Source organism: Mycobacterium sp. NPDC003323 (assembly GCF_053589535.1).
Map to the genome: position 1 here is coordinate 107,688 of NZ_JBSFSB010000001.1, position 13,823 is coordinate 121,510.

Here is a 13,823-nt window from a genome sequence, read left to right on the forward strand (position 1 = left end):
CCGGGGGCGGTTGCCGCACCCGAGCCTAGTCGCGCCGCGCCGATCGAGGGCCGAGTCGACAGAAGCCGCCCGGTAACCTCAACAATCGTGGATCCAGACCGTCTTGCCGATATCGCCGCCCTCGACACCACGCTCACGACCGTGGAGCGGGTGCTCGATGTCGAAGGTCTGCGCGCCCGCATCGCAACGCTCGAAGCCGAGGCCGCCGACCCGACCCTGTGGAACGACCAGTCGCACGCCCAGAAGGTGACCAGCGAGCTCTCGCACGCGCAGAACGAACTGCGCCGCGTCGAGGAGCTGCGCCAGCGCGTCGACGACCTGCCCGTGCTCTACGAACTGGCCGCCGAAGAGGGCGGTGAAGACGAGAAAGCCGAGGCCGACGCGGAACTGGCCAAGCTGCGCGAGGACATCGAGGCCATGGAGGTCCGGACCCTGCTGTCCGGCGAGTACGACGAGCGCGAGGCGCTGGTCAACATCCGCTCCGGCGCCGGTGGCGTCGACGCCGCCGACTGGGCCGAGATGCTGATGCGGATGTACATCCGCTGGGCCGAGGCGCACAAGTACCCGGTCGAGGTCTTCGACACCTCCTACGCCGAAGAGGCCGGCATCAAGAGCGCCACCTTCGCCGTGCACGCCCCGTACGCCTACGGCACGCTGTCGGTCGAACAGGGCACCCACCGCCTGGTGCGCATCAGCCCGTTCGACAACCAGGGTCGCCGGCAGACGTCGTTCGCCGAGGTCGAAGTGCTGCCCGTCACCGAGACCACCGACCACATCGAGATCCCCGAGGGTGATATCCGCGTCGACGTCTACCGCTCCAGCGGCCCGGGCGGGCAGTCGGTCAACACCACCGACTCGGCGGTGCGGCTGACGCACATCCCGACCGGCATCGTCGTCACCTGCCAGAACGAGAAGAGCCAGCTGCAGAACAAGGTATCGGCCATGCGCGTGCTGCAGGCCAAGCTGCTGGAACGCAAGCGTCAGGAAGAGCGCGCCGAGATGGATGCGCTCAAGAGTGACGGCGGCAGTTCCTGGGGTAACCAGATGCGGTCCTACGTTCTGCACCCCTACCAGATGGTGAAAGACCTACGCACCGAATATGAGGTCGGCTCGCCGGCCGCGGTGCTCGACGGCGATATCGACGGTTTCCTGGAGGCCGGCATCCGATGGCGCAATAGGAAAGATGACGAGTAACAGCGTTCTCGCATTGTCAGTGGCCGACCGCTGGCATGACTTCTGGCGCGGTGATATCGGCGAGTGGATCATCACCCGCGGCCTGCGCATCGTCATGCTGGTCATCTTCGCCATCCTGCTCGCCCGGTTCGTGAACTGGGCCGCGCAGCGCATCACCCGGCGCATCGACGCCGACTTCCGGGAGAGCGACGCGCTGGTGCGCACCGAGACGGCCAAGCACCGCCAGGCCGTCGCCTCGGTGATCTCCTGGGTGACCATCGCCCTGATCTGTGTCATCGTCGGGCTGCAGATCACCGACATCATGGCGATTCCGCTGGGCTCGCTGGTGGCGCCGGCCGCGGTGCTCGGTGCGGCGCTGGGTTTCGGGGCCCAGCGAATCGTGCAGGACCTGCTGTCGGGCTTCTTCATCATCACCGAGAAGCAGTACGGCTTCGGTGACCTGGTGACGCTCACCCTCGGCGCGTCCAACGACGCCACCGGCACCGTCGAGGACGTCACGCTGCGCATCACCAAGCTGCGCACCAGCGACGGTGAGGTCTTCACCGTCCCCAACGGTCAGATCATGAAATCACTCAACCTGTCCAAGGACTGGGCGCGCGCCGTGGTGGACATCCCGGTGCCGAGCTCGGCGGACCTCAACGCCATCAACGAGTTGCTGCACGCGGTGTGCGAGAACGCGATGAAGGACCCCGAGATGAGCGACCTGCTGTTGGACCAGCCGCAGCTGATGGGTGTGGAGAGCATCGAACTGGACACCGTGAATCTGCGGATGGTGGCACGCACGCTGCCCGGTAAGCAATTCGAGGTGGGCCGGCGGTTACGGCTGTTGGTCATCGCGGCGTTGGCGCGGGCCGGCATCGCCACCAAGCCGGAGTCGACGTCCTTGGCCGCGAACTCGGAGGTCCGCGGCCAGTGAGAATAATCTCGCGTTCCAGCGACGACGATGAGAAGCGCTGGCCCGCCTACGTCCTGGGCGGCCGGGTGCGCACCTCGACGATCGCCCTGATCGTCGCCTTCTTCTTCACCGCGTGGCTGTACGAGACGTACGCACCGCCGCCGGCGCCGCCGCCGGTCAACCAGACCGTGCCGCCGGGTTTCGTGCCCGATCCGGACTACACCTGGGTGCCGCGCACCCAGGTGCAGGAACGTCCCCGCACGACGTATCCGACCACCACGACGCCGACGACCACCGAGGTGCCGGAGCCGACCACCACGACGACATCGCCGACGACATCGACTCCGACGACCACGCCGACGGGCCCGCCGGGACTCGAGGACACGCCGACGACGTCACCGGGTGCCCCGCCCACCACGACGGTGTTCGACCCCGACGGTCCAGGTGGGCTGCTGCCGCCGATCACGCTGCCTGTGCTGCCTCCTCCGGCGCCGGCTGCCGGTGCGACGCCACCACCGCCCGCACCCAGCGCGAACTGACACGCGTCGACATCCGGCTACACTGGCGTGCCGTGATGATCACCCTCGACAAAGTGAGCAAGCAGTACAAATCCTCTGCTCGACCGGCGCTGGATGACGTCTCGCTCAAAATCGACAAGGGTGAGTTCGTCTTCCTGATCGGGCCGTCCGGCTCGGGCAAGTCGACGTTCATGCGCCTGCTGCTCGGCGCCGAGCACCCCTCCAAGGGCGATATCCGCGTCTCGAAATTCCACGTCAACAAGCTCGCCGACCGGCACATCCCGCAGCTGCGCCAGGTCATCGGCTGCGTCTTCCAGGACTTCCGGCTGCTGCAGCAGAAGACGGTCTTCGAGAACGTCGCCTTCGCCCTCGAAGTGATCGGCAAGCGCGGTGACGTCATCAACCGGGTGGTGCCCGATGTGCTGGAGATGGTCGGCCTGTCCGGTAAGGCCGCCCGGCTGCCGCACGAACTCTCCGGTGGCGAGCAGCAGCGCGTCGCGATCGCCCGGGCGTTCGTCAACCGCCCCCTGCTGCTGATCGCCGACGAGCCGACCGGCAACCTGGACCCGGAAACCAGCAAGGACATCATGGATCTGTTGGAGCGGATCAACCGCACCGGCACCACCGTTCTGATGGCGACGCACGACCACCACATCGTGGACTCGATGCGTCAACGCGTCATCGAACTGGAACTGGGCCGGCTCATCCGCGACGAACAGCGCGGTGTCTACGGAATGGATCGCTAGTGCGCTTCGGCTTTTTGATCAACGAGGTCTGGACCGGACTTCGCCGCAACGTCACCATGACGGTGGCCATGATCCTGACGACGGCCATCTCCATCGGCCTGTTCGGCGGCGGTCTGCTGGTGATGCGGGTGGCCGACCAGTCCCGTGACATCTACCTGGATCGGGTGGAGAGCCAGGTCTTTCTGACCAACGACGTCTCGGCCAACGACCCGAGCTGCGATCAGGATCCGTGCAAGGCGCTGCGCGCGCAGATCGACGCGCGCGACGACGTCCGCTCGGTGCGCTACCTGAATCAGGCCGACGCCTACGAGGACGCCATCAAGAAGATCCCGGCGTTCAAGGATGTGGCCAGCAAGGACGCCTTCCCGGCATCGTTCATCGTCAAGCTGGAGAACCCCGAGCAGCACATGGAGTTCGACACCGCCATGCAGGGCCAGCCCGGTGTGCTCAACGTGCTCAACCAGAAGGACCTGATCGACCGGTTGTTCGCCCTGCTCGACGGCATGTCCAGCGCGGCGTTCGCGGTGGCGCTGGTGCAGGCCATCGGTGCGGTCCTGTTGATCGCCAACATGGTTCAGGTGGCCGCCTACACGCGGCGCACCGAGATCGGCATCATGCGCCTGGTCGGGGCGACCCGCTGGTACACCCAGCTGCCGTTCCTGGTGGAGGCGATGCTGGCGGCGTTCATCGGTGTGGTGCTGGCGCTGCTGGGCCTGCTGACGGTGCGGTCGCTGTTCCTGGAGAAGGCGCTGTCCCAGTTCACCCAGGCTAATTTGATTGCGCCGCTGGACTTCGCCGACATACTTTATATTTCGCCGATCCTGCTGTTCGTGGGTGTGGCGATGGCCGGGCTGACTGCGTACGTGACGCTGCGCCTCTACGTACGAAGATGATGATGGCAACCAAGAGCAAGAAGCCGGACAAAGCCGGCGAGAAGGCGAACAATTTCGTCGTCGCGACCAATCGCAAGGCGCGGCACAACTATTCGATCCTGGAGACCTTCGAGGCCGGGGTCGTGCTGGTCGGCACCGAGGTCAAGAGCCTGCGCGACGGGCAGGCCTCGCTGGTGGACGCCTTTGCCACCGTCGATGACGGTGAGATCTGGTTGCGCAACCTGCACATCGCCGAGTATCACCACGGCAGCTGGACCAATCACGCCCCGCGGCGCAACCGCAAGCTGCTGCTGCACCGGCGCCAGATCGACACCCTGGTCGGCAAGATCCGCGACGGCAACCTGACGCTGGTGCCGCTGTCGCTGTACTTCGTCGACGGCAAGGTCAAGGTCGAGTTGGCGCTGGCCCGCGGTAAGGAGGCCCGCGACAAGCGGCAGGACCTTGCCAAGCGCGACGCCCAGCGTGAGGTGGTCCGCGAGCTGGGCCGCCGCGCCAAGGGCATGTACTGACTCTTCCCCGGCGAGCGTGCGGGTCTGCACCCCGACACGCCGCGTCCACCGAGTAGTTCGCGCACGCTCGTGCCCGGCGTCCTCGCAGCGATATCGTGAGTCCCACGTGCGCGGACGTGGAGGGGGATGCGTGACAGTGCGACGCTCGCGTCTACTCCTTCGGGTGGTCGGTGGCGTCGTCGTGCTGGCCGCGGTCAACGCGCTGGCGCTCTGGGGTGACGACGCGGCGCGCACCGGTGAGATGGCCTTGCAGATGCTCGTGGGCCTGGGCGCCGCGATCTGCGGTGGCGTGATCGCGATGCGGGTGCACGGCGCCGACCGGTGGTGGCGGCTGGTGTTCGTGGCCGCGCTGGTGACCTGGGTGATAGGCCAGACGCTGTGGTGGACCGGGACGGGCAACCACGCCCCGGCGCTGGTGCGGATCGTCTACATGTGCCTGCCGGTGCTGGTGCTGACCTCGGTGGTGTTGCTGCTGCGCTCCAGCGGCGGCGTGGCCGCCCCGCACGACAGCCCGCTGCGCCAGCCGTTCGTCACCAACGCGCTCGACGGGGTGATCGCCGGGATCGCGTTCCTGATCCTGGCGTTGATGAGCAATCTCGGCAGCAAGTTCGCCGCGTTCAGCCCCGGCATGCGCGTGCTGGACGTCGCCTTCATCAGCGCCGAGATCTTCGTCGTCGCCGCGGTCGTGGTGATCGCCATGATCTACGACCCGAGCCGGCCGAACCGCACCAACTATCTGCTGCTGGCCGGCGGTCTGCTGATGATGGGGTCGGCCAACCGGCTGCTGGCCTACTTTCGCGCGGTCGACGTGCCCGGCGCCGACCGATGGGCCGGTATCGGGCTGATCCTCGGCCCGGCGCTGATCGGGCTGTCGTTCCTGCAGACCTCACACCTGGACCGCAGCGGTGCAAGCCGCCGCGACGACTGGCTGCAGCTGGTGTTGCCCTACGTCGGGTTCCTCGGGATTGCCGTGCTGTTCACCTTCCACACGGTCATCGGACAGCAGCTGCCGACCGCCGCGGTGGTGCTGACGGTGCTGATGGTGGGTCTGGTGGCGACGCGGCAGGTGCTGGCCACCCGCGCCGAGCGGGCGCTGACGCAGTCGCTGTACTGGGCCCAGCGCGGCCTGGCCCATCAGGTGCATCACGATGCGCTGACCGGGCTGCCGAACCGGACGTTGTTCGCCCGCCGGCTCGCCGAGGCGATGGCGCACGGCCGGTTCGTGCTGATCTACCTGGACCTCGACGACTTCAAGGAGGTCAACGACCGGTTCGGCCACGGTGCCGGCGATGACCTGCTGTGCGCGGTGGGGGAGCGGTTGGTGCGTTGCGTCGCCGACGGTGACACGCTGGCCCGCATCGGCGGTGACGAGTTCGCGGTCCTGATCGAGAGCACCGCCGAGCACGGTGAACAGTTGGAGGGTGCGGCCGAGCGGTTGCGCATCGCCCTGCGCGATCCGTTTCCCGTGCACGGCACCTCGGTGCAGGTCAAGGCCAGCATGGGACTGGTCCGCCCGGATACCGACGGGTTGGCGCAGACGTCCGACGACCTGCTGCGACAGGCCGATGTCGCGATGTATGCCAGCAAGCGGATGGGTAAGGACACCGCGATCGTCTACAACCCGGCCGTCGGTGCGGTGGTCGACTTCCCGACGGTCATGCGCGGCAGTGGCGGCCGCACACCGCTCGGTTTCCGCCTGGTCTATCAGCCGATCGTGCAGATCAGCAGCGGACGTCCGGTGGCCGTGGAGGCGCTGGCCCGCTGGACCGCGGCCAACGGCATCGACATCTCACCGGAGACCCTGGTCGCCGACGTCGAGGCGGCCGGGATGGGCGCGGACTTCGACGCGCTGGTGCTCGACATGGCGTGTGCCGAGGTGACCGCCTGCGGGCTGGACCTCGACATCCACGTCAACATCGGTGGCGCGCGGCTGGGCAATCCGGGCTTCGAGTGGCAGGTCCGCGAGGTGCTCAGGCGGCACGACATCCCGCCGGGGCGACTGGTGCTGGAGATCACCGAGACGGTGCCGATCGTCGACCTGGACAGGGCCGCCACCCAGATCAACCGGTTCGCCGATCTCGGCGTGAAGATCGCACTCGACGATTTCGGGTCCGGGTTCAACTCGCTGACCTACCTGCACGCGCTGCCGGTCGACATCGTGAAGTTGGATCGCAGCCTGGCCGTCGGCGGATCGCCCGAACGCGACCTGACGCTGTACCGGTCGGTGCTGCGGTTGTGTGACGATCTGGGACTCGCGGTGATCGCCGAGGGCATCGAGATGTCGGAGCAGGCCGATATGGTGTGCCGTGCCGGCGGGCAACTGGCGCAGGGATACCTGTTCGGTCGCCCGGTGCCGATCGCAGACCTGGCCGACACCTTGGAGTGCGTGCGGGGCTGCGGCTGCTGACGGGAGTAAAAACTCGCTGGCAGTTGTTGGGATGACCGGTAGTATGGAAAATCCTGCCGAAGGTCGGCGGGGATGCGAGGGGCTGAACGGTTTCGACTTCGCGCATCGAATCAAGGGAAGCGTGCCGGTGCAGGCAAGAGACCACCGTAAGCGTCGTTGCAACCAATTAAGCGCCGATTCCAATCAGCGCGACTACGCACTCGCTGCCTAAGCGACTGCGTGTCTGTCAGACCGGGAGCGCCCTCGGCCCGGACCCTGGCATCAGCTAGAGGGACCCACCCACGGGTTCGGTCGCGGGACCCGTGGGGACATCAAACAGCGACTGGGATCGTCATCTCGGCTTGTTCGCGTGACCGGGAGATCCGAGTAGAGGCATAGCGGACTGCGCACGGAGAAGTCTTGAGGGAATGCCGTAGGACCCGGGTTCAATTCCCGGCAGCTCCACATGAAAGGCCCGGACCGCGAGGTCCGGGCCTTTTTCGTCCGCGGCTTCTTGCGCCGAACCTGAAGAAGATGACGAAAATCACGCCGAAGGCGCCATCTAGTTCAGATTCGGAGCAGTTTGCCGGTCCTCGGCCGCCCAGCGCCGCCCCACCAGCACCCCACCGACGGTGAATCCGGCCGTCAACGTGCTCGCCGCACCGACCCAGCGGGCTTCCTTGCCGTCGCGACCGGCCAGCAGGTTCGACGCGGTGTCGAAGGCGTCGAACGCCACGCCCATCCACAGGCCGGTGCGCTGCGACGGGCCGGCGACAGTCGCCAGGCCGATGACGATGTCGCGGGCGCCGAACAACCGCGACACGTACCGCGCGTCGGCGTTACCGGCGGCCTCGGGAAGCTGCCCGTACTTGGCGAACGCGTCCGGCCACACATACGCCGACAGCCCACCGAAGGTGCGGGCGATGCCGATGGCGCGGACCAGGGTGCGTGTCTGCATGAATGCTCCTCATCTCAACCGGTTTTCGAGTAACTCCAGGGATCCCAGGTCCGTCATCGCCGCCACGGCGCGCTGCAACCCGGCCCGGGTCGTCGCCACGCCCTGCAGGCGTTTGCCGAAGGCGGCGGTGACACCGGCGGCGATGAAACCGGTGAACGCGAACAGCCGGTAGCTCTCCCACGCCTTCTCGACCGTAAGCCGTTGTACGCCATCGTTGTTCAGCGAGTCGACGTAGGCGTTCACCAGTGCCGCGTCGATCTCGCGTCGGATGTCAACGTCGAGGGAGGTGCCGGCGAAATAGGCGAGGTCCTTGACCGCCGGCCCCACCGAGGCCATCTGCCAGTCGAACAGCACCGCCTGCCCGCCGACGAAGCAGATGTTGCCCAGATGGGTGTCACCGTGAAGCAAAGTGGCCGGTTCGTCGCGCATCATCCGGGCGATCTCGCGGCGCCGCCGGATCAGCCCGAGCGCGGTGTCCCGGATGTCGGGGGTGACGATATCGTCGAAATCCCTTGGTATGGTGCGCAATAGATGCCATGAGTGCGGTCCGAGCCGAGTGCTGCGGGACCGGTTGGGCGCGAACGCGGCCAACGCGGCGTCGTCGCCGCGGCCCCAGAATCGACGGTGTACGGCGCCCAGTGCGCGGGCGACGGCCAGCGCTTCTTCGGCGCTCGCCCCGTCGGCCAGCGCGGGGAAACGCGCGTCGCGGTCGCTGAGATCTTCCAGCAGCACGATGGCGCGACCGCGGCGGGCAGCTGTTCCGTACACGGCTGGGATCGCGTCGCCCAGGTCGTCGCGCAGCAGCCAATAGGCCAGCGCCTCGTTGTGCGCCAGGTTCATCACCCGATTGAAGACGGCCTCGGCGGGCCGCACCGGCGCGAGCTTGACGAAGGCGCGGCTGGGCAGGCCCGCGCCGCCGTCGACCTCCAGGCGCGCCCGCAGCGCGGTGCCGTGGTCCTCGCCGGTGAGCCGGACGGCGGTGACGTCGGTGCGGCCGGTCAGCGCACGGAACGTCGCGACGTCGATATCGCCGGGACGTCGCGGCACGGTGCGCACGTTGGGGTCGATGGCGGACAGTGTGCCAGGGCGTCGGGCGCCGCAACTAGGATCGGCGCCAACGGGCGAGGGGATATTTTTCATGGTCGGTGACACCGCACAGTCTGAGGGGCAGGCGGGCTCGGGGATCGAGCCGCCGGTCGAGCCTCGGATCCGCCGTGCGCTGGGCCTGCTGGAACGGTTCGCTCCGGCGATCGGGGCCCGCTGGGCCACCGAACTGTGGTGCACCCCGCCGGTGGTGGATGCCAGCCTGCGCATGCCGCCGGGTGTTCCGCCCAGTGAGCCGGTGCAGGCGTACTGGTCCGGGCACCGGGTGGCGGGGGAGGCCTGGGGTGCGGGCCCGACGGTGTATCTGGTGCACGGCTGGGGCGGTTGTCGCGCGCACCTCGGCGTCTTCGTCAAACCGCTCGTCGAGTCCGGTCACCGCGTCATCGCCTTCGACCTGCCGGCGCACAATGATTCCGACCACGGTGCGCTGGCACCCGGGCGTACGCATCTCGTCGAGTGCAGCGAGGCGCTCAGCGCGTTTGTGCGCACACACGGCCCGGCCCGCGCCGTCGTCGCGCATTCGCTCGGCGCCAAGGCCGCCGCGCTGGCCCTGACCCGCGGCACCCCGATCGAACGCCTGGTGTTCCTGGCGCCGATGGGCGACTTCGGTTTCTATCTCGACCTTTTCGCCGCCCGGCACGGGTTCGGGAAGCGCATCCGCGGCGGCCTGGCCCGCCGGCTCGCCACGCTCATCAAGATGCCGTTGTCGGACACCGATCTCGGCGTCATCGGGGCCAACCTGCAGACCCCGACACCGTTGCTGGTCGTGCACGACCCCGACGATCCCGATGCGCCGTATCACTACAGCGCGGCGCTCATGGATGCCTGGCCCGGTGCGGAGCTGGTCACGACCCGCGGGCTCGGACGCCTGTCGCACTACCGGATCCTGCGGCACCGCCCCGCCATCAACGCCGGCGTCGACTTCATCCGCGCGGCATCCTGACCTATTGCCGGGAAGCGGTGTGCTCGGTCCACTGTCGGCCGTCGAAGTAGCGCAGCAGCGCCGGATCGTGGGCGTCGGGATACCAACCGGCCGCCGGTTTCTTCGGCGACTTCAGGACGCCGACGAACAGGGTCATGAACAACCCGAAACCGCCGAGCATGGCGACCAGCGGCCCGAAAATCCGCATGTCCTGGCCGATATGAGATTCCGGACCGAGTTGCGGGCCGATCACCCGCATGGCCAAACCGGTCAGTGCGATGACCGCGAAGACCGCCGCGAGCGTGATCGTGGTCCGGGTGAGTTTCACAGCCGAACCCGTCGTCGCACCGCGAACACCCGCATCAGCCTGCGCCGCAGCACCGGTCCGGCCACCGACCCGCAGAGAAAACCGACCACGAACACCCGGCGCGTGCGCCGCTGACTACGCCGGCCGAAGACGTAGCCGCACACCGCGGCCACCATCGCGACGCCGACGATCAGGACAAGCGTTCCCACCGTGACGATTCAACGTCGGCGCACATCCATCGGCAATGGCCGTGATCAAACCGAGCCTTGTTCGCGTCGTGCCTTCGCCCGGCGCTTGCCCTCGTGCATCGCCGCGACCCGGGCGACCGGGATGGTGTGCCCGTGGGCGATCAGGTCGTCCGGCAGCCGCTGCGGTGCGGGCATCTCGGAGGCCCACGGATCGCGGTCGCCCAGGCGTTCCAGCGCGGTGTGCACGGTGAAATCGCCGGGCTGCGCATCGGCAAGCTCCGACCACGCGAGCGGGAACGACACCGGCGTACCCGGCCGCAGCCGCGGGCTGTAGGCCGCGGCCACCGTCGCGCCGCCGGAGCGGGTGGCGTCGACGAACACCTTGCCGCCGCGGTCCTCGACGATGAAAGCCGTTGTGGCGATGGACGGATCGAGCGCCTCGGTACGGGCGGCCAGCGCGCGGGTGGCGGCGGCCACGTCGTCACCCGGAGCATCAACCGGCACGAAGATGTGCACCCCGCGCGAGCCGCTGGTCTTCACCGCCCCCGCCAACCCGGCATCGGCCAGCGCCTGGCGAACCAACAACGCCACCGCCACCACCGCGCCGAAATCGGCGCCGTCGGGCGGGTCGAGGTCCAGGATCAGGTGCGTCGGCCGGTAGATGTCCTCGGCCGGCCCCAGCGCCGGGTGGTACTCGATGGCGCGCTGATTGGCCAGCCACAACAGGGTGCGCCGGTCATCGCAGACCGCGTAACGGATCTCCCGGTGCGATGCCTCGGCCCAGATCGGCACCGTCTTCACCCAGTCCGGTGTGTACTTCGGGACGTTCTTCTGCATGAACGGCGCGCGGCCACGCAACACCCGCAGCACCGTCAGCGGCCGGCCCGCCAGCCCCGGCAGCATCCGGTCGGCGACCGCGTCCAGATAGTCCACCAGGTCACGCTTGGTGGCCCCGCCGTCCGGGCTCAGCGGTTGGTCCAGGTTGGTCAGATCGACGCCGGCACGCTGCTCGTCCGCGGTCATGACCCCACCGTAGGCTCGGATCATGACCGTCGTCCTCGCTCTGCGATGCGCCAACGGAATCGTGATGGCATCGGATTCCCAGATCACCGATCCCGGCCGGGGGCTGACCTACCCCGCCCAGAAGCTGCACCCCCTCGGCGACAACGCCGCCTGGGGTGGCAGCGGGTCGCGTGCGGTGCTCTACGACGTCGAGAAGCTCTTCGGCGAGGAGGCCGACGCCATCGTCGAGGCCAAGGACGTCGGGCACGCCATCCAGGCCCGGGTCCGGCCGATCATGCAGCACCATTACGACAACTTCATCCCCGAGGTGCCGGGGCAGGAGAAGGCCGGCACCCCGGCCACCTACGTGCTGGCGGCGGGCTACGTCGGTGACAAGCCGTTCATCATCGACCTCGACCCGAATGCGCTGCTCGGCCATCACGAGGAGACGGGTTTCCAGGCCGTCGGCAGCGGCGCGGCGATGGCGCAGCAGGCGCACGCGCTGTTGACCCAGTTCCAGGTGGCCGAACGTGATGTCGACTACGGCGTGGTGGCCGCGCTGCGGGTGCTCGACGCGCTGGATGCGTCCTCACCGAGCGTCGGCGGGCCGATGGATCTGTGCCGCATCACCCCCGAGGACGGCGCGCAGCACCTGACGCCCAAACAGGTCGACGCGGTCCGCAAGGACGTCGCCCGCTGGGTGAAGCTGGAGCAGAGCGCGCTCGACGACCTGTTCGGCTGAATCAGGGTCGAACCCGTACGCTACCTCGGTGAACGCGATCGACCCCGACAAGCTGAACACCTGCCTGCAGGTGCTCGCCGACGTCGAGGCACTGCCCTCGGAGCACCCCGATGCCGTCGCCGTGCGCCGGGCCACCGCCCGCATCTTCAAGTCCGTCCGCAAGGCGCGACGGGCCGCCAAGCGCGACGAGGTCGCCGCCGCCGACCGTGCCGTCATCGCCGCCACCGCCACCGGGGCGCCCGGGCGCATCGACGACGAGACCGCCGGACTGCCGCTGGTGTCCACGGCCGCCGGCGCCACCGCAGGCACCCTGCTGCGCTCGCGGCACTGCTATGTCTGCAAGGTCCACTACACCGTCGTCGACGCCTTCTACCACCAGCTCTGCCCGGACTGCGCGGCGTTCAACCACGCCAAGCGCGATGCCCGCACCGACCTGACCGGCCGGCGCGCGCTGCTCACCGGTGGCCGGGCCAAGATCGGCATGTACATCGCCCTGCGGCTGCTGCGCGACGGCGCGCACACCACCATCACCACCCGCTTTCCCAACGACGCGGTGCGCCGCTTCGCCGCGATGCCCGACAGCGCGGACTGGTTGCACCGGCTGCGCGTCGTCGGGATCGACCTGCGCGACCCGGCGCAGGTCGTCGCGCTGGCCGACACCGTCGCCGCCGCGGGCCCGCTGGACATCCTGATCAACAACGCCGCCCAGACCGTGCGCCGCTCACCGGGCTCCTACACCGCGCTGGTGGAGGCCGAACGCAGCCCGGCCACCGAACTGGTCGCCAGGACCGACGGCGTCATCTCCTTCGACCGGGTGAGCGACGCGCACCCGGCCGCGCTGGCCGGCAGCCTGGCCGAGCACCAGAGTCCGCACGCGGTCGCCGAGCTCGCGCTGCAGGCGCGCAGCGCGTCCCCGGAACGCATCGCTGCGGGCACCGCGATCGATGCCGGCGGGTTGCTACCGGACACCGCGCCGGTCAACAGCTGGACCCAGCACGTCGACGAGATCGACGCCATGGAGCTGCTCGAGGTGCAGCTGTGCAACCAGACCGCGCCGTTCATCCTGGTCAGCCGGCTGCGTCCGGCGATGGCCGCCGCGGCGGCGCGGCGCAAGTACGTCGTCAACGTCTCGGCGATGGAGGGTCAGTTCGGCCGCGGCTATAAGGGGCCCGGCCATCCGCACACCAATATGGCCAAGGCCGCGCTGAACATGCTGACCCGCACCAGCGCGGGGGAGATGCTGGCCACCGACGGCATCCTGATGACCGCGGTGGACACCGGCTGGATCACCGACGAGCGCCCGCACCCGACCAAGCTGCGGCTGGCCGAGGAGGGTTTCCACGCCCCGCTCGACCTCGTCGACGGCGCCGCCCGGGTGTATGACCCGATCGTGCGCGGCGAGGCCGGCGAGGACGTGCACGGCTGCTTCCTCAAGGACTACGCCCCGGCGGCCTGGTGA

General features: G+C 68.5%; 15 protein-coding genes and 1 other RNA gene. 11 read left to right on the forward strand and 5 right to left on the reverse strand.

The window, feature by feature from the left end; all coding sequences use genetic code 11:
* Positions 1–87 precede the first annotated feature (87 nt).
* The 8 genes from prfB to ssrA all read left to right on the forward strand — a co-directional run bounded on the left by prfB (position 88) and on the right by ssrA (position 7,609).
* Positions 88–1,194: a peptide chain release factor 2 gene (prfB, locus tag ACWDUN_RS00365; RefSeq protein WP_449923028.1), complete on the forward strand. Its 1,107-nt coding sequence runs from the start codon at positions 88–90 to the stop codon at positions 1,192–1,194.
* Complete coding sequence (locus tag ACWDUN_RS00370; RefSeq protein WP_449923031.1) at positions 1,184–2,110, forward strand: mechanosensitive ion channel family protein; 927 nt, start codon at positions 1,184–1,186, stop codon at positions 2,108–2,110. Before prfB ends, ACWDUN_RS00370 begins: the two co-directional genes overlap by 11 nt.
* Positions 2,107–2,628, forward strand: a complete 522-nt coding sequence (locus ACWDUN_RS00375; protein WP_449923033.1) for a hypothetical protein — start codon at positions 2,107–2,109, stop codon at positions 2,626–2,628. Before ACWDUN_RS00370 ends, ACWDUN_RS00375 begins: the two co-directional genes overlap by 4 nt.
* A gap of 35 nt (positions 2,629–2,663) precedes the next feature.
* Positions 2,664–3,353: a cell division ATP-binding protein FtsE gene (gene ftsE, locus ACWDUN_RS00380; RefSeq protein ID WP_019514436.1), complete on the forward strand. Its 690-nt coding sequence runs from the start codon at positions 2,664–2,666 to the stop codon at positions 3,351–3,353.
* Positions 3,353–4,246, forward strand: a complete 894-nt coding sequence (gene ftsX / locus ACWDUN_RS00385) for a permease-like cell division protein FtsX (protein WP_449923035.1) — start codon at positions 3,353–3,355, stop codon at positions 4,244–4,246. Before ftsE ends, ftsX begins: the two co-directional genes overlap by 1 nt.
* 2 nt (positions 4,247–4,248) lie before the next feature.
* Positions 4,249–4,755, forward strand: coding sequence for an SsrA-binding protein SmpB (smpB, locus tag ACWDUN_RS00390; protein ID WP_449923038.1), 507 nt, complete (start codon positions 4,249–4,251; stop codon positions 4,753–4,755).
* Positions 4,756–4,885: 130 nt separating this feature from the next.
* On the forward strand, positions 4,886–7,162 hold the full coding sequence (locus tag ACWDUN_RS00395; RefSeq protein WP_449923041.1) for a putative bifunctional diguanylate cyclase/phosphodiesterase: 2,277 nt from the start codon (positions 4,886–4,888) through the stop codon (positions 7,160–7,162).
* 78 nt (positions 7,163–7,240) lie between these two features.
* Positions 7,241–7,609: a transfer-messenger RNA gene (gene ssrA / locus ACWDUN_RS00400) on the forward strand.
* A 94-nt stretch (positions 7,610–7,703) separates the two neighbouring features.
* Here ssrA and ACWDUN_RS00405 read toward each other — a convergent pair.
* Positions 7,704–8,099 (reverse strand): hypothetical protein, encoded by a 396-nt coding sequence (locus ACWDUN_RS00405; RefSeq protein WP_449923044.1) that lies wholly within the window; start codon positions 8,097–8,099, stop codon positions 7,704–7,706.
* A 9-nt stretch (positions 8,100–8,108) separates the two neighbouring features.
* Positions 8,109–9,146 carry a phosphotransferase gene (locus ACWDUN_RS00410; RefSeq protein ID WP_449923047.1) on the reverse strand — a complete coding sequence of 346 codons (1,038 nt, stop codon included), beginning with the start codon at positions 9,144–9,146 and terminating at the stop codon, positions 8,109–8,111.
* Between the two features lie 91 nt (positions 9,147–9,237).
* Here ACWDUN_RS00410 and ACWDUN_RS00415 point away from each other — a divergent pair, with 91 nt between their 5' ends.
* Positions 9,238–10,146, forward strand: a complete 909-nt coding sequence (locus ACWDUN_RS00415; protein WP_449923050.1) for an alpha/beta fold hydrolase — start codon at positions 9,238–9,240, stop codon at positions 10,144–10,146.
* Position 10,147: 1 nt separating this feature from the next.
* Here the strand turns inward: ACWDUN_RS00415 and ACWDUN_RS00420 are convergent, their stop codons facing one another.
* Genes ACWDUN_RS00420 through ACWDUN_RS00430 form a run of 3 tightly spaced genes read right to left on the reverse strand, consistent with a single transcriptional unit; the run spans position 10,148 to position 11,643 of the window.
* Positions 10,148–10,453: a DUF2510 domain-containing protein gene (locus ACWDUN_RS00420; protein ID WP_449923053.1), complete on the reverse strand. Its 306-nt coding sequence runs from the start codon at positions 10,451–10,453 to the stop codon at positions 10,148–10,150.
* Positions 10,450–10,641 carry a hypothetical protein gene (locus ACWDUN_RS00425; protein WP_449923054.1) on the reverse strand — a complete coding sequence of 64 codons (192 nt, stop codon included), beginning with the start codon at positions 10,639–10,641 and terminating at the stop codon, positions 10,450–10,452. The genes ACWDUN_RS00420 and ACWDUN_RS00425 overlap by 4 nt, the downstream gene beginning before the upstream one ends.
* Before the next feature lie 45 nt (positions 10,642–10,686).
* Positions 10,687–11,643: a DNA polymerase domain-containing protein gene (locus ACWDUN_RS00430; RefSeq protein WP_449923057.1), complete on the reverse strand. Its 957-nt coding sequence runs from the start codon at positions 11,641–11,643 to the stop codon at positions 10,687–10,689.
* A 22-nt stretch (positions 11,644–11,665) separates the two neighbouring features.
* Between ACWDUN_RS00430 and ACWDUN_RS00435 the strand changes: the two genes are divergently transcribed.
* Both ACWDUN_RS00435 and ACWDUN_RS00440 read left to right on the forward strand, forming a co-directional pair.
* The gene (locus tag ACWDUN_RS00435) at positions 11,666–12,364 is read left to right on the forward strand and encodes a proteasome protein (protein WP_449923060.1); all 699 of its coding nucleotides are present in this window, start codon (positions 11,666–11,668) and stop codon (positions 12,362–12,364) included.
* Positions 12,365–12,392: 28 nt separating this feature from the next.
* Positions 12,393–13,823: an SDR family NAD(P)-dependent oxidoreductase gene (locus ACWDUN_RS00440; RefSeq protein WP_449923063.1), complete on the forward strand. Its 1,431-nt coding sequence runs from the start codon at positions 12,393–12,395 to the stop codon at positions 13,821–13,823.